Below are 15,108 nucleotides of genomic sequence, written 5' to 3' on the forward strand. Positions count from 1 at the left end.
TCGTTCCCCAATGTCCGGAACGCACGCCCGTTTTGGGGTGGGTGTGGTATGGCGAACCCGTGGACGCGCAACGTGGCGCAGTCCACAGCGGCCTGTCGCGGATCATGCTGTCGCGACGGCGTCACGACCGGGACAATGCCACTGAATGGCTTTGTCGCCTTTTCCGGCGGGTCGTTCGTGCCGCTGGGCACGGACGCTCGTTCTTCACTACGGGGCGGTCGGTGTGCCGTTCCGGGTGAGCTGGTCGTAGGAGCACTAACCGATTGGGCGAGGGGTACGCATGACCGACACCGGCCAGGTCCCGGGCGAGGGACAGCCGGAGAGCGCAGGCATGGTGGAGCAGCCGGGCGTCACCGCGCACGGCGCGTACACCTATCTCTCCGAGGCACCCGCCGAGGACGAAGACCTGCTGCTGCCGGGAGCCCAGGGCGCGTGGGGCAACGAAGTGCCGCCGCCCGCCCCGGAGCCGGTGGTCGAGGCCCTCCACGAGCCGGACCCGCACGAGGCCGCCGGCCGCGACACCGGCTCCGTCGACCTGAGCGGCGTCCGCCTGCCGTCGGCCCAGGACGCCTCGGGGCCGCGCCGCCCGCTGCACCTCGGCCCGCCCATCCCCAACAACTCCGCCGGACCGGTCCGCTCCCTGGCCGACCGGGGCCCGGAGTACCTCGACGCCCAGCCCCTGCGCGAGATGGGCCCGCAGAGCGCGGCGCCCTGGGGCGCCGGGACCGGCCAGATGCCGGGCGCCCAGACGCCCGGCCAGGCACCGGCCGCGGCGGCTCCCGGCCCGGTGGCGGCCGCTGCGGAGGCGGTCGGCGCGGCGCCGGGCGAGGACGCCCCGGTGGCCGCGCCGGGTACGGCCGAGGCCGCGCCGGTCGCCGAGGCGCCTGGTGCGCCGGCCGCCGGTGCCGAAACGGTTGACCCGGCGGCCGTGCCGGCGCAGGTCGAGCCCGCCGCCCAGGTGGTGCAGGGCCACGACGGTCCGCAGCCGGCCGACGGCCACGACGGTGTGTACGCGACCCCGGCTCCCCAGGCCGGAGAGGCCCCGCTCCCGGAGGCGACCGCGCAGGACCCGTCCGTGCCCCCCGAGGCCGCGCACGAGCCGGAGGCCCAGGCCGTCGCGGCTCCCGTCGGCGGCATCCCCGGCCCGGCCGACGCGCAGGCCCCCGGTGCCGTGGCGGCCCAGCCCGTCGCCGCGCCGTCGGACACCGCGCCCCCCACCGGGGCCGCGCAGCCTGCCGCCGGTGAGCCCGTCGCCGCGGAGACCGCGCAGCCCGTCGCCGTCGAGGCCGCCGCCCAGCCCGTCGCCGTGGAGCCCGTTGCCGCCGAGGCCGTGGAGCCTGCCGAGCCCGTCGCCCCCGTGGCCGAGCAGGCCGCCCCGCAGGCCCCCGAGGCGGTGGCCGCCCAGCCCGGCGCCGGCCCGGCCGCCGCCGTGCCCGCCGCCGAGCCCGCGGAGGCCGTCGTCGAGCCTGTTCCGGCCCCCGTCGAGGCCGCCCAGGCGGCGGAGGCCGTCGCCGAGCCCGCTCCCGCCGAGCCCGCGCAGGCCCCCGCCGAGGCGGGCCGGCCGGCGGAAGCCCTCGCCGAGCCGGTCCCCGCCGAGGCCCTGGCCGCGGAGCCCGTTCAGGCCCCGGCGGAGGCCGCCGCCCAGCCGACCGAGCCCCCCGCACCGCAGGTCCCCGCCGCCGCGACCCCCGAGTCGGTCGCCGTCACCGAGGCCGTGGAGTCTGTCGAGCCCTCCGCCCCCGTGGCCGAGCAGGCCGCCCCGCAGGCCCCCGCCGCCGCGACCCCCGAGTCGGTCGCCGTCACCGAGGCCGCCCAGGCCGTTCAGGCCCCCGAGCCCGTCGCGGAGCCCGCCGAGGCCGTGGCCGCCGAGCCCGCGGCCGTCCAGGCCGTCCAAGTCCCCGAGCCCGCGGCTGTCCAAGCTCCCCAGCCCGTCGCCGAGGTGCCGGGAGAAGCCCAGCCGGCCGAGCAGCCCGCCGCGGCGATCGCGCCGGACCCGCACCAGGTGCAGGGCCCGCAGACGGTCGCACCCGTGGCCGGGCCCGCCGAGGTCGAGGCACAGCCCCAGCCGGTACCGCCGCAGCCCCAGTCGGCCGCCCAGGACCCCGCCGGCCAGGCCGCTCACGCCGCCGACCCCGCCCGGGCGGGCGACCCGGCCGCCGCCGCGATCCCGGCCGAGGCCCCGGCACCGGTCGCCGCCGGGGACCCGCAGACCCCCGTGGCCGCCGCGGTCCCGGCCGCCCCCGCGCCCGCGGACCCGCGGACCGTCCAAGCCGCCGAGCTCCAGACCGCCGAACCGCAGGCCGCCGTACCCGAGGACGTCCCGGCGCCCGCCCCGCAGCCGGACGCCGTTCCCGAGCACCCCGAGCCGCCGCTCGGGCAGTTCGTGCCCGTGGACGGGCAGGTGCCCAGCGCCCCGCACCTCGCGCCGACCCCGCCGGCCCCCCTCGTCGTGCCCGCCCAGGGCGCCCCCGCGCCGCAGGCCACCGTGCCCGCGCCCCGCGAGGCCGAGGCCGTGCCGCAGGAAGGACCGGAGACCGGCGCCGCCGACCCGGCACCGGCACCCCGGTCCACCGGCCCGGCCGCCCCCGGCTACGACGACGCCGAGCGCGAGGCCGTCCTGAAGGTGATGCGCGAACGCCGCGACATCCGCAACGGCTTCCGCGACGACCCCATCCCGCACGAGGTGCTGCTGCGCGTCCTGGAGGCCGCCCACACGGCGCCCTCCGTGGGCCACTCCCAGCCCTGGGACTTCGTCGTCATCCGGTCCGCCGAGACCCGCCGCACCATGCACGAACTGGCGATGCGCCAGCGCGAGGCGTACGCCAAGTCGCTGCCCAAGGGCCGGGCCAAGCAGTTCAAGGAACTGAAGATCGAGGCCATCCTTGACACCCCGGTGAACATCGTCGTCACCGCCGACCCGACCCGCGGCGGCCGGCACACGCTCGGCCGTCACACCCAGCCCCAGATGGCGCCGTACTCCGCCGCCCTCGCCGTCGAGAACCTCTGGCTCGCCGCCCGCGCCGAAGGTCTCGGCGTCGGCTGGGTCAGCTTCTTCGACGAGCGCGAGATGGTGCGCGCCCTCGGCCTGCCCGAGCACCTGGAGGTCATCGCCTACCTGTGCGTCGGGTACGTCGACGAATTCCCGGACGAGCCCGAGCTGATGCAGGCCGGCTGGTCCAAGCGACGCCCCCTGTCCTGGGTGGTGCACGAAGAGACATACGGCCGCCGCGCCCTCCCCGGAGAGGAACCCCACGACCTGCTTGCCGAGACCGTCGCACAGATCCGCCCGCTCGACGCCAAGGCGCTGGGCGAGGCATGGGAGCGCCAGAAGCGCATGACCAAGCCGGCCGGCGCGCTCGGCATGCTGGAGATCATCTCCGCGCAGCTGTCGGGGCTGTCCCGGCAGTGCCCGCCGCCGATCCCGGAGCCCGCCGCCGTCGCCATCTTCGCGGGCGACCACGGTGTGCACGCCCAGGGCGTCACCCCCTGGCCCCAGGAGGTCACCGGCCAGATGGTGGCCAACTTCCTGGGCGGGGGAGCCGTCTGCAACGCCTTCGCCGCCCAGGTCGGCGCCGAGGTGTGTGTCGTGGACGTCGGCGTCGCCGCCGACCTGCCCGCCACCCCCGGCCTGCTGCCCCGCAAGATCCGCGGCGGCACCTCCGACATGACCGCCGGGCCCGCCATGACCCGCGAGGAGGCCAAGGCCGCCATCGAGGTCGGCATCGAGACCGCCCGCGACCTGGTCGCGGCCGGCAACAAGGGCCTCCTCACCGGCGAGATGGGCATCGCCAACACCACCGCCTCCGCCGCGCTGATCTCCGTCTTCACCGGCGCCGACCCGGCCGAGGTCACCGGCCGCGGCACCGGCATCAACGACGAGACGCTGGTCCGCAAGACCGAGGTGGTCCGCCGCGCCCTGGAACTCCACCAGCCCGACCCGGCCGACCCGATCGGCGTCCTCGCGGCCGTCGGCGGCTTCGAGCACGCGGCGATGGTGGGCCTGCTGCTCGGCGGCGCGTCCCTGCGGACGCCGGTCATCCTGGACGGCGTCAGCGCGGGCGCCGCGGCCCTGGTGGCCCGCGCCATCGCCCCGGAGGTCCTCGCGGCCTGCATCGCCGGCCACCGCAGCGCCGAACCCGGCCACGTGGCCGCCCTCAACAAGCTCGGCCTGCGCCCCCTGGTGGACCTCGACCTTCGCCTCGGCGAGGGCACGGGCGCCCTGCTCGCCCTCCCGCTGGTGCAGAGCGCGGCCAGGGCGATGCACGAGGTGGCCACGTTCGACTCGGCGGGCGTCACGGAGAAGTAGCCGACGAGGGGGCCCGGCTCCCCGGCCATGGGCGCGGTGCCGGCACCGCGCCCGTGGCCGCCCCGTCCCAATACCCGGGCACCCGCTCCGTCCCCCGCCGACGCCACCGTAAAATCCGCACGTCAGGGCCACTACAACGCCCCCGGAGGAGCCCGCCATGGCCGAACACCCCGCCTACCCCGTAGGCCTTCGCCTCTCCGGCCGCCGCGTGGTCGTCCTCGGCGGCGGCCAGGTCGCCCAGCGCCGCCTGCCCGCCCTGATCGCGGCCGGCGCGGACATCGTCCTCGTGTCCCCCGAGGCCACCCCCTCGGTCGAGGCGATGGCGGACGCGGGCGAGATCACCTGGCGCCGGCGCCGGTACCAGGACGGCGACCTCGCCGACGCCTGGTACGCCCTCATCGCCACCGGCGACCACGAGGCCAACGCCGCCGCCTCCGCCGAGGCGGAACGCCGGCGCGTGTGGTGCGTCCGCTCCGACGACGCCGACCAGGCCACCGCCTGGACCCCCGCCACCGGCACCAGCGCCGGCGTCACGGTCGCCGTCCTCACCACGGACGCCCGCGGCCGCGACCCCCGGCACACCGCCGCCATCCGGGACGCGGTCGTCGAGGGCCTGCGCGACGGCACTCTCGTCGCCCCCCACCACCGCACCCGCACCGCCGGTGTCGCCCTGGTCGGCGGCGGCCCCGGCGACCCCGACCTGATCACGGTCCGCGGCCGCCGGCTGCTCGCCGAGGCCGACGTCGTCATCGCCGACCGGCTCGGCCCGCGCGATCTGCTCGCCGAACTCCCGCCGCACGTCGAGGTGATCGACGCGGCGAAGATCCCGTACGGCCGCTACATGGCCCAGGAGGCCATCAACAACGCGCTGATAGAGCACGCCAAGCAGGGCAAGTCGGTGGTACGGCTCAAGGGCGGCGACCCGTTCGTCTTCGGCCGGGGCATGGAGGAGGTCCAGGCGCTCGCCGAGGCGGGCATCCCCTGCACCGTCGTGCCCGGCATCTCCAGCTCCATCTCCGTGCCGGGCGCGGCCGGCATCCCGGTCACCCACCGGGGCGTCGCCCACGAGTTCACGGTCGTCAGCGGCCATGTCGCCCCCGACGACGAGCGTTCCCTGGTCGACTGGCCCTCGCTCGCCCGGCTCACCGGCACCCTGGTGGTCCTCATGGGCGTCGACAAGATCGGGAAGATCGCCGAGACGCTGATCGCGCACGGCAGGCCGCCGAAGACCCCGGTGGCCCTGGTCCAGGAGGGCACGACCGCCGCGCAGCGCCGCGTCGACGCCACCCTCGCCACGGTCGCCGAGACCGTGCGCACCGAGGACGTGAAGCCCCCGGCGGTCATCGTCATCGGCGAGGTCGTCACGGTCGGCCCGGAGCCCACCCCCTGACCGAAACCCGCCCGCTCACGTGTTACCTCGGGTAACGCGCCCGTATCCAGCCGTTGGCACCACTCCAGGACAAGGCAGTATCACCCTGTGGCCGATCTCATCACCATCGAGGATCCCGACGACCCACGCCTGTCCGACTACACGGGCCTGACCGACGTCGAGCTGCGCCGCAGGCGCGAGCCCGCCGAGGGCCTGTTCATCGCCGAGGGCGAGAAGGTCATCCGCAGGGCCAAGGAGGCCGGCTACGAGATGCGCTCCATGCTGCTCTCGGCCAAGTGGATCGACGTCATGCGCGACGTCATCGACGAACTCCCGGCCCCCGTCTACGCGGTGAGCCCCGAACTCGCCGAGCGGGTCACCGGCTACCACGTGCACCGCGGCGCCCTCGCCTCCATGCAGCGCAAGCCGCTTCCGACGGCCGCCGGACTGCTGCGCACCGCCCGCCGCGTGGCGGTCATGGAGTCGGTCAACGACCACACCAACATCGGCGCCATCTTCCGCTCGGCCGCCGCCCTCGGCATGGACGCGGTCCTGCTCTCGCCCGACTGCGCCGACCCGCTGTACCGGCGCAGCGTCAAGGTCTCGATGGGCGCCGTGTTCTCGGTGCCGTACGCCCGTCTCGAACACTGGCCGAAGGGCCTGGAGCAGGTCCGCGAGTCCGGCTTCACCCTGCTCGCCCTCACCCCGGACGAGAAGGCCCGCAGCCTGGACGAGGCCGCTCCGCACCGGATGGACAGGGTGGCGCTGATGCTGGGCGCCGAGGGCGACGGACTGTCCGCCCGGGCGCTGGCCGCCGCCGACGAACGGGTCCGCATCCCGATGTCCCACGGCGTCGACTCGCTCAACGTGGGCGCGGCGGCCGCGGTCGCCTTCTACGCCGTGGCGACGGGCCGTCCGCAGTCCTGAAGCCCCCTCGGCCGCGGGCCGGTCACCCGGCGGCGCCGGGTCCCGCCACGTAGCCGCGCCCGGAGGCCGGCGCCTCCCCGGCCGCCCGCGGCGGCTCGACGCGTGCGTGCCGTACGGGCTTGCCGCCCAGCGTGCCCCCGAACCCGCCGCCCAGGCCGCGGGCCGGTCCCTGGCAGCCCTGCGCCAGCGCGATGCCCAGCGCCACCAGCAGGGTCACCACCACGAACACGAACAGTCGCTGACGCAGCAGCCGCGGGTTGGCGGGCCGCAGCCTGGTCTTCGTGGTGCGCGGGGCCGGCCGGCGCGCGCCGTTGCGGGTGCCGGGGCGGCTCCCCCCGCCGGAGCGCGGGCCGCCGCGCTGTTCCGGGGCGGGTCGCGCCCCACCCGGGCGCGAGGGCGCGGCCCCGCCGCGCGGGCCGCTCCCGCCCCGCGAGGGCACGTTGCCCCGGGGTGCGGCACCGCGCGGCGGCGGAGTGCCGGGAGCGGCACGGCGCTGGGCGCGCTGCGGGTCGGGATAGGTGTCGACGAGCCGCCCGGTGGGCCGGTCCGCCTCCGCCGCGCGCGGGGAGGGCGGCCGCACCTCGCCCAGCCCCTGCGCCTCGCGGGCCGCGATCTCCTTGAGCCGCAGCGACAGTTGCAGGGTGCTGGGCCGGTCCTCCGGATCCTTCGCGAGGCAGGCGCGGATCAGCGGGGCGAGCGCGTCCGGCACGCCGTGCAGCTGCGGTTCCTCGTGCACCACCCGGTACAGCATCACCTCGGAACTGCCGTGCCCGAAGGGCGAGTCGCCGGTCGAGGAGTAGGCGAGGGTGGCGCCCAGCGAGAAGACGTCCGTGGCCGGGGTGACCGCGGCGCCGCGCACCTGCTCGGGCGCGAGGAAGCCGGGGGAGCCCACGGCGGTGCCCACATGGGTGAGCGTGGAGGCGCCGGTGGACCAGGCGATGCCGAAGTCGATGATCCGCGGCCCCTTGGGGGACAGCAGGATGTTGGAGGGCTTCAGGTCCCGGTGGACGACCCCCGCCTCGTGCACCGCCACCAGCCCCTCGGACAGGGCCGCGCCGATCGCCGCCGCGTCCGCAGCGCTGAGCGGGCCCTCGTCGGCGACCTTGTCGTGCAGTGAGGGGCCGGGCACGTACTGGGTGGCGAACCAGGGCCGCTCGGCCTCCAGGTCGGCGGCCACCAGACGGGCCGTGCAACCGCCCCGGATGCGACGGGCCGCCGAGACCTCGCGCGCGAAACGCGAGCGGAACTCCTGGTCCTCGGCGAGATCGGGCCGGATCACCTTCAGGGCGACCCGCTGCCCCTTCTTGTCGGAGCCGAGGTAGACCACGCCCATCCCGCCCGCGCCGAGCCGTCGGTGAAGCCTGAACGAGCCGACGACGCGCGGGTCCTCGCGCCTCAGGCGCATCATCGCCATGTTCATCCCCGCTGCCCGGTCCCTCTGACGTGGCACAGCTTACGTTTCCCGGGCCGCCCGCGCGCAGAGGCCGCGCCCTCTCGCCCCGACGGATTGTGCGTGACGCCCGGACCAGGTGAGACACGGTCAGGAAGCCCCGCACGACGGGCACTTTGGGCCGACGGCACCGTCAACCCGATTGCCCCGCAGGGTGGTTGACCCCGCCCCGACCAGGCGTCCCCGCGCTCGGGCCCCGCCGCCGGACCCGCCGCGCACCCCCCGCCGCACCCGTCGCGGACGGGTTCCCCAAGCGCGCCCGACGCCCGCGCCGACACCGGTCCGAGTGATCGAACTCACTCATTCCGGGCCGCCGGACGCGTCCGACATGCCCGACACGGTGGACGACCCCTCAGGGAAGACCCCGAGACCCGGGACCCGCTCTCCACCCACGGGAGTACGCCCCGGCCGGGGCCTCATCCTCCCGGAGGCCCGGCAATCGGTACGAGGGCATGACGCCCGCCGCGTCCCCCGCGCCTAGATTTGAGGTCAAGCGGCGGGTGCAGCGCTCGTCCCCCGAGGTCGGACACCCGCCGCTGTTCGGACAACCGAGACGGTCAGGAGAGGGACCATGGCCCACACGGCACCGCGGCGCGCCACGTACGCGGCCCGCCGCACAGGCCGTCGCCACCCGCTGGTGGCGACGCTCATGGCCCTTCCCCTGGCGGCCCTGCTCCTGCTGGTCTTCGACGGCTGGGAGACGGTGGCCACACAGGCGTCGTCCGTGGGTGCGATGCTGGGGCGCTGAGCGGCGACCCCAGGCCCGGAAGAGCGGTCCGGGCGGGGACATCCATCCATGAAACCCCGTGGGGACGGGGGTGCGGCGGACGGCACACATGCCGGCGCAGCTGGGGAGCTGCGCCGGCATCGCCGTTTCCGGGCCCGGCGGCCCGGCACCGGGGAGCGCCGTGGCCCGCCCGGCCCCGCCGTCGTACCGTCACCCCACCCGAGCAGCGAGGTTCCGTGAACATCCTGTCCGCGCTCACGGCGCACGTCGGCGCCGACGGCACCCCCGTCACCCTCGCCGACCGCGCCGACGCCACCGTCGTCCGCGTGGCCGGCACCGTCGCCAAGGCCCACGCCCCGGGCACCGACCCCGGCCACCTCGCCCGGCGCCTGGAAACGGCGGCACGGCTCCCCGGCATCCTGCTGCCCCCGCTCGCCCCCGCACCAGCCCGTCTGCACGACCGCCTCGTCACCCGCTGGCCCTACGGCACCCCCGTGGACCCGGACGATCCCGGCGCCGCCCCCTGGGAGGCCACCGCCACCCTCCTCGCCCGCCTGCACGGCACCGCCCCGCCCCCGCTCCCGCCGATGCGCGGCCCCGCCAAGGCCGCCCGGGCCGTCGCCCGGCTGCGCGCCGCCCTGCGCACCGGGTCCCACGACGCCGCCCGCCCGGTCCTCGCCGCCTGGGGCACCCTCCCCGCGTGGGCCCGCGACGAGGCCCCGATGCCCGGCCCGCCCGCCCTGTGCCACGGCGATCTCCACCTCGGCCAGCTGGTCCGGCATCCCGGCCCCGACGGACCGTGGCGGCTGATCGACGTGGACGATCTGGGGCTCGGCGTCCCCGCCTGGGACCTGGCCCGCCCCGCCGCCTGGTACGCCTGCGGGCTCCTGCCGCCCGGCGCCTGGACCCGCTTCCTGGCCGCCTACCGGGCGGCCCGCGGCCCGGCCGTGCCCGCCGACGGCGACCCCTGGCCCGCCCTGGAGGTCCCGGCCCGCGCCCTCACCGTGCAGACGGCCGCCCTGGCGATCACCAAGGCGCTGGCGGCACACCGCCCGCTGGACGAGGCCGAGCGGGCCCTCGTCGACGCCTGCGCGCGCATGACGGCCGTGCCGTACACCACGTGACCCGCGGACTTCGGCGCCAGGTGCAACCACGCGCCGGGAAACGGAGTCTGTCCTGGGGAAACACCAAGCAGGACCGACCGGCGAGGAGTTGAGCCGACGATGCATTGTCCGAAGTGCCACGCACCCATGCAGACGTACAACCGCAGCGGCGTCCAGATCGAGCAGTGCAGCGGGTGCCGCGGCATCTTCCTCGACTACGGCGAGCTGGAGGCCCTGACCCAGCTGGAGTCCCAGTGGTCCAAGCCGATGCCGCCGGCCCCGCCCGCCGCCCAGCCGTACCCGGCCCCGTCCGCCCCCGCCTGGGGCGCCCCGTACGGCGGCCACCACCACGAGCACCACGAGCACCACGGGCACCACGAACACCACCGCCGGAGCTTCACCCACATGCTGTTCTCCAGCTAGGCGGAACGCGGAAGCCCCCGGCCACGAGGTGGCCGGGGGCTTCTGGGCGTGTGGACGATACTGGGATTGAACCAGTGACCTCTTCCGTGTCAGGGAAGCGCTCTCCCGCTGAGCTAATCGTCCGCGGACCGTGATCCTCGGATCACCGTCGGTGCGCGATACTGGGATTGAACCAGTGACCTCTTCCGTGTCAGGGAAGCGCTCTCCCGCTGAGCTAATCGCGCGGGGTCCGGACCCATCGGATCCGCGGATCTTACGAACGAGTCGAAGATCCAGTGGACGATACTGGGATTGAACCAGTGACCTCTTCCGTGTCAGGGAAGCGCTCTCCCGCTGAGCTAATCGTCCTTGGAGGTGGAGACGGGATTTGAACCCGTGTAGACGGCTTTGCAGGCCGTTGCCTCGCCTCTCGGCCACTCCACCAGGAGTGTAGGGGGTCGGGAAGACCCCTACTTCCTTCGAGCGGACGACGAGGCTCGAACTCGCGACCTCAACCTTGGCAAGGTTGCGCTCTACCAACTGAGCTACGTCCGCCTGTCGTTTCGGTCCGCTTCCGCGTCCCGGCGACGTGTTGAACTCTAGCGGATTCCCGGGCCAGTACAAAAACGCGTTTGCGCAGCGTGCTGCGGTGCACCCGGCGGAGGCGGCGGTCGGGGCCCCCTCCGGGACATCCCCGGGCCACCCGTCGGACACCCGACCTAGACTCGGCCACGTGCTCCACCACCCTTCCGGACTGCCACCGCTGGCCCGCTTCGGCGACCGACTCGCCACCGGCCTCCTCGACGTCACCAGCGATCCCGCCGCCTTGGACTCCAGCGGTTTCTGGGCCGTGTGCGCGGACTTCGAGGGCCGCCTGACCTGCGCACGCTTCGCGGACGTGCGCCGGGCGCCGGTGCCCGCCCCCGTGCCCGGCGGCTGGCGGGGTCCCGCGGTGGGGGACTGGGTCTCCTCCCTGGACCGCGCCGCGTACACCGCGGGCGTGCGCACCATCCGCGCGTACATAGCGGCCGGCGAGGTCTACCAGGCCAACCTCTGCCGGGTGCTCAGCGCGCCCGTCCCCCCGGACGCCGACGTGGACGCCCTGACCGCCCTGCTGGCCCGGGGCAACCCGGCGCCGTACGCCGGCACCATCCGGCTGCCCGGGCACGGCGTGGAGATCGCCACCGCGTCCCCCGAGCTGTTCCTGCGCCGGGAGGGGCGGACCGTGGAGTCCGGCCCCATCAAGGGCACCGGCCGCACCGAGGCGGACCTCCTGGAGAAGGACTACGCCGAGAACGTGATGATCGTGGACCTGGTCCGCAACGACATCGGGCGCGTCTGCGCCACCGGCAGCGTCACCGTCCCCGACCTGTGCGCGGTGGAGAAGCACCCCGGACTCGTCCACCTCGTCTCCACCGTCCGCGGCGAGCTGCGCCCCGGTGCCGGCTGGCCCGAGCTGTTCGCCGCCGCCTTCCCGCCCGGCTCCGTGACCGGTGCGCCCAAGTCCAGCGCGCTGCGGATCATCGAGGAGCTGGAACCGGTCCCGCGCGGCCCCTACTGCGGCGGCATCGGCTGGGTGGACGCCGACCGGGGCACCGGCGAGCTGGCCGTCGGCATCCGCACCTTCTGGCTCGACCGGGCCGAGGGCGTGCTGCGCTTCGGCGCCGGCGCCGGCATCACCTGGGGGTCGGACCCCGAGGGGGAGTGGCGGGAGACCGAGCTGAAGGCGTCCCGGCTGCTCACGGTAGCGTCGGGGGCGTACGAGGAGAGTGGAGAGGCGTGCGCATGAAGATCTGGCTGGACGGCGGGCTGCGGGACACGGAATCCGCCCGGGTCTCCGTCTTCGACCACGGGCTGACGGTCGGCGACGGCATCTTCGAGACCGTGAAGGCGGCCCACGGCCGGACGTTCGCCCTCACCCGGCACCTCGACCGGCTGACCCGCTCGGCCCGGGGCCTCGGCCTGCCCGACCCCGACCACGACGAGATCCGCGAGGCCTGCGCCGCCGTCCTGGCCGCCAACCCGATGCCGCTCGGCCGGCTGCGGATCACCTACACCGGCGGCCACGGCCCGCTCGGCTCCGACCGCGGCGCACACGGCCCGACCCTCGTGGTGGCCCTCGGCGAGACCAGCCGCCGCCCCGACACCACCGCCGTGATCACCGTCCCCTGGACCCGCAACGAGCGCGGCGCGCTCACCGGTCTGAAGACCACCTCCTACGCCGAGAACGTCGTCGCCCTCGCCCGCGCCCACGAACACGGCGCCTCCGAGGCACTGTTCGGCAACACCGTGGGCAGGCTCTGCGAGGGCACCGGGTCCAACGTCTTCGTCGTCCTCGACGGCGAGATCCACACCCCGCCGATCGCCTCCGGTTGCCTGCCCGGCATCACCCGCGCCCTGGCCGTCGAGTGGACCGGCGCCAAGGAGACCGACCTCCCGCTGGACGTCCTGACCCGCGCCGACGAGATCTTCCTGACCTCGACCCTGCGCGACATCCAGGCCGTGCACCGCGTCGACGACCGCGAACTCCCGGGCGCCCCGGGCCCGGTGACCGCCAAGGCGATGCGCGTCTTCGACGAGCGGTCCGGGGACGACCTCGACCCGTGAGCCCCGCGATCCGGCGGTACGGCCGACTCGGCCGTCCGCCGTGGGTAGAACACCTGTGATGACCACGACCCTGCGGCCGGCCGAGCCGCTCCAGCAGCACCCCGACGGCACCCGCTCACGCCGCTACCAGGTGTGCGTGAACAGCCGTCCCGTCGGCGAGATCCGTCTCGGCACCTCGCCCTCCCTCGGGGCCTCGACGGCCCGCATCGAGGACCTGACGATCGCCGAGCCCGACCGGCGCCGCGGCCGGGGCACGGTCGCCGCGCTCGCCGCGGAGGAGGTGGCGCGCGGTTGGGGCTGCCGGCAGATCGAGACCGTCGTCCCGGCCCCGGGGGACGTCGCCCTGCGCCTGTTCGCCGCCCTCGGCTACACGCTGCGCAACCGCGGCATGGAGAAACGCCTGGGTGCCCCGCCCGCGCTGCCGCCGGGCAGTCGCCCGCGGCCCATGACCGAGGCCGAGTTCGCGTCCTGGCGGGCCCGCGAGAGCGAGCGCTACACCCGTATGTGGACCGAGCGGGGCGTCCCCGAGGAGACCGCCCGCGCCAAGGCCCGCGACGACCACGCCCGGCTGCTGCCGCACGGCCTCGCGACCGAGGGCATGCTCTTCAGCGTCCTGGAGCACGAGGGCACCAGGGCCGGCACCCTGTGGCTCGCCCTGGGGGAGGCCAGGGCGTACGTGTACGACGTCGAGGCCGACGCCGCCCTGCGGGGCCGGGGGCACGGCCGCACCCTCATGCTCCTCGCGGAGCGCCAGGCCCTGGAGTCCGGGCACCGGCTGCTCGGCCTCAACGTCTTCGCGGGCAACACCCCGGCCGAGCGGCTGTACGAGTCCCTCGGCTACGAGACGACCAGCCGCTCCCTGTCGAAGCCGCTGGTGTAGCCCGGCCGTACCCGGCGGGGCCCGGTACCCGGCCGGGCCCAGGCGTTCCGGGCCCCGCCGGGACTCAGGCGTCCTCTCCGGCGAGGAGCCCGTCCGCGATCTCCTCGATCCGTTCGCGCAGCCCCTCCTGGCTCTTGCCGCCGTCCAGCCGGTGACCGCCGATGACGTAGGTGGGGGTGCCGGTCACGCCGATCGCCTTGCCCTCCGCCTGGTCGGCGTCCACGATCAGGATGTGCCGGCCGTCGATCAGCGCGGTGTCCAACTCCTCGGCGTCCAGACCGAGTTCACGGGCCACCTGGACCAGGAAGGGCTCTCCCTCGCGGTCCAGCCTCTCGACCCGCTCCAGTACGGCCTCCACATACGGCCAGCCCTTGCCCTGCGCCTGCGCCTCCTCGGCGGCCTGGGCGGCGGCGAAGGCGTGCTTGTGCCGCTCCAGCGGGAAGTGCCGCAGCCGTACGTCGAGCCGGTCGCCGTAGCGGGCGCGCAGGGCGCGCACGTCGTCCAGGGCGGTGCGGCAGTCCGGGCACTGGAGTTCGCACCAGACGTCGAGGACGACGGGACCGGTGCGCACGGGGGAGGAGTCGCTCATGCGCCCAGTCTCCCAGGCCGCCCGCGACCGCCCCAATCCGACCATGGGACCGCAGGAGGAGACGACCCGGAGATCTCCCTGATCTCCGGCCGGAGCATGGCCCCGCGCGGGCCGGGCGGTGCAGGATGGAAGGGACGAAGCGCCGCACCTCGGTCGGGCCGGGGCGCCCCGCGCGTGCCCTTTCCCTCGACCGAGCCCGCCAGGAGGACCGGATGATTGCCGAGACCGTCTGTTCCGCCGTGTCCGCGGCCGGCCTGGGCATAGCGGTGGTCACCGCGTACCGCAGGCGCTTCCTGTCGGCGGCCCGCATCGCGGCCTACTCGCTGGTGCCGGTCGGCCTGGTGATGACGGGCGTCGTCGGCTGGCTCGCCGACACCGCCTTCAGCCCCACCGCGTGGGCGGGCTTCGGGGTGCTGGGCGCGGCCTGGCTGCTGTTCACCGGCACCCGCGCGGTGGAGCGCCGCAGGGCCGGCGCCACCGGCGGGGAGCGCCGGGCGGCACCCGAGGCCCGGCCGGGCGCGGTGGCGCCCACGTCCTCCGCACCGGCCCTGCGCGGCGACCGGCGCCCGGCCGCCGCCCCCCGCTCCTCGTCCGCCGGTGACGACTTCAGCGACATCGAGGCCATCCTCAAGAAGCACGGCATATGACAGTCACATGACTGACCGGTGCGACACAGTGGGTCCCCGGACGTGCGGAAACGTTCACCAGCCGAAGCGAGCCGGACGAGAGATCACGGTATTCGGCGAAC

General features: G+C 75.5%; 12 protein-coding genes and 5 tRNA genes. 10 read left to right on the forward strand and 7 right to left on the reverse strand.

Going from position 1 to position 15,108, the window contains the following annotated elements; genetic code table 11:
• The first annotated feature begins 280 nt into the window (after positions 1–280).
• The 3 genes from cobT (at position 281) to HZZ00_RS10270 (ending at position 6,602) form a co-directional block, all read left to right on the forward strand.
• Positions 281–4,306 carry a nicotinate-nucleotide--dimethylbenzimidazole phosphoribosyltransferase gene (gene cobT, locus HZZ00_RS10260; protein WP_180331903.1) on the forward strand — a complete coding sequence of 1,342 codons (4,026 nt, stop codon included), beginning with the start codon at positions 281–283 and terminating at the stop codon, positions 4,304–4,306.
• A gap of 157 nt (positions 4,307–4,463) precedes the next feature.
• Complete coding sequence (cobA, locus tag HZZ00_RS10265; protein WP_180331904.1) at positions 4,464–5,696, forward strand: uroporphyrinogen-III C-methyltransferase; 1,233 nt, start codon at positions 4,464–4,466, stop codon at positions 5,694–5,696.
• A gap of 87 nt (positions 5,697–5,783) precedes the next feature.
• Positions 5,784–6,602: an RNA methyltransferase gene (locus HZZ00_RS10270; RefSeq protein WP_180331905.1), complete on the forward strand. Its 819-nt coding sequence runs from the start codon at positions 5,784–5,786 to the stop codon at positions 6,600–6,602.
• 22 nt (positions 6,603–6,624) lie between these two features.
• Here the strand turns inward: HZZ00_RS10270 and HZZ00_RS10275 are convergent, their stop codons facing one another.
• Entirely contained in the window at positions 6,625–8,022 is a 1,398-nt protein-coding gene (locus HZZ00_RS10275) for a serine/threonine-protein kinase (protein WP_257585731.1), read from the reverse strand.
• A 601-nt stretch (positions 8,023–8,623) separates the two neighbouring features.
• Here HZZ00_RS10275 and HZZ00_RS10280 point away from each other — a divergent pair.
• The 3 genes from HZZ00_RS10280 (at position 8,624) to HZZ00_RS10290 (ending at position 10,305) form a co-directional block, all read left to right on the forward strand.
• Entirely contained in the window at positions 8,624–8,800 is a 177-nt protein-coding gene (locus HZZ00_RS10280; protein WP_167381395.1) for a hypothetical protein, read from the forward strand.
• A gap of 215 nt (positions 8,801–9,015) precedes the next feature.
• Positions 9,016–9,903 carry a phosphotransferase family protein gene (locus HZZ00_RS10285; protein WP_180331906.1) on the forward strand — a complete coding sequence of 296 codons (888 nt, stop codon included), beginning with the start codon at positions 9,016–9,018 and terminating at the stop codon, positions 9,901–9,903.
• Positions 9,904–10,002: 99 nt separating this feature from the next.
• Positions 10,003–10,305 carry a zf-TFIIB domain-containing protein gene (locus HZZ00_RS10290; protein ID WP_180331907.1) on the forward strand — a complete coding sequence of 101 codons (303 nt, stop codon included), beginning with the start codon at positions 10,003–10,005 and terminating at the stop codon, positions 10,303–10,305.
• A gap of 51 nt (positions 10,306–10,356) precedes the next feature.
• On the opposite strand, the gene HZZ00_RS10295 is transcribed toward HZZ00_RS10290, so the two are convergent.
• The 5 genes from HZZ00_RS10295 to HZZ00_RS10315 all read right to left on the reverse strand — a co-directional run bounded on the left by HZZ00_RS10295 (position 10,357) and on the right by HZZ00_RS10315 (position 10,839).
• Positions 10,357–10,428, reverse strand: a tRNA-Val gene (locus HZZ00_RS10295).
• Between the two features lie 29 nt (positions 10,429–10,457).
• Positions 10,458–10,529 (reverse strand) — tRNA-Val (locus tag HZZ00_RS10300).
• A gap of 52 nt (positions 10,530–10,581) precedes the next feature.
• Positions 10,582–10,653, reverse strand: a tRNA-Val gene (locus HZZ00_RS10305).
• Between the two features lies 1 nt (position 10,654).
• Positions 10,655–10,728: transfer RNA gene (locus tag HZZ00_RS10310), tRNA-Cys, on the reverse strand.
• Positions 10,729–10,766: 38 nt separating this feature from the next.
• A tRNA-Gly gene (locus HZZ00_RS10315) sits at positions 10,767–10,839 on the reverse strand.
• A gap of 178 nt (positions 10,840–11,017) precedes the next feature.
• On the opposite strand from HZZ00_RS10315, the gene HZZ00_RS10320 reads away from it, so the two are divergent.
• Genes HZZ00_RS10320 through HZZ00_RS10330 form a run of 3 tightly spaced genes read left to right on the forward strand, consistent with a single transcriptional unit; the run spans position 11,018 to position 13,771 of the window.
• Positions 11,018–12,073: a chorismate-binding protein gene (locus HZZ00_RS10320; RefSeq protein ID WP_180331908.1), complete on the forward strand. Its 1,056-nt coding sequence runs from the start codon at positions 11,018–11,020 to the stop codon at positions 12,071–12,073.
• The gene (locus tag HZZ00_RS10325; protein ID WP_180333450.1) at positions 12,070–12,891 is read left to right on the forward strand and encodes an aminotransferase class IV; all 822 of its coding nucleotides are present in this window, start codon (positions 12,070–12,072) and stop codon (positions 12,889–12,891) included. Before HZZ00_RS10320 ends, HZZ00_RS10325 begins: the two co-directional genes overlap by 4 nt.
• Before the next feature lie 58 nt (positions 12,892–12,949).
• Positions 12,950–13,771, forward strand: coding sequence for an N-acetyltransferase (locus HZZ00_RS10330; RefSeq protein ID WP_180331909.1), 822 nt, complete (start codon positions 12,950–12,952; stop codon positions 13,769–13,771).
• A gap of 64 nt (positions 13,772–13,835) precedes the next feature.
• Here the strand turns inward: HZZ00_RS10330 and HZZ00_RS10335 are convergent, their stop codons facing one another.
• Positions 13,836–14,360: a DsbA family protein gene (locus tag HZZ00_RS10335; protein ID WP_180331910.1), complete on the reverse strand. Its 525-nt coding sequence runs from the start codon at positions 14,358–14,360 to the stop codon at positions 13,836–13,838.
• Between the two features lie 212 nt (positions 14,361–14,572).
• On the opposite strand from HZZ00_RS10335, the gene HZZ00_RS10340 reads away from it, so the two are divergent.
• Positions 14,573–15,007, forward strand: a complete 435-nt coding sequence (locus HZZ00_RS10340; RefSeq protein ID WP_180331911.1) for a hypothetical protein — start codon at positions 14,573–14,575, stop codon at positions 15,005–15,007.
• Positions 15,008–15,108: the final 101 nt, after the last annotated feature.

The sequence above is a fragment of the Streptomyces sp. NEAU-sy36 genome (assembly GCF_013423905.1).
Taxonomy (GTDB): Bacteria; Actinomycetota; Actinomycetes; order Streptomycetales; family Streptomycetaceae; genus Streptomyces; species Streptomyces misionensis.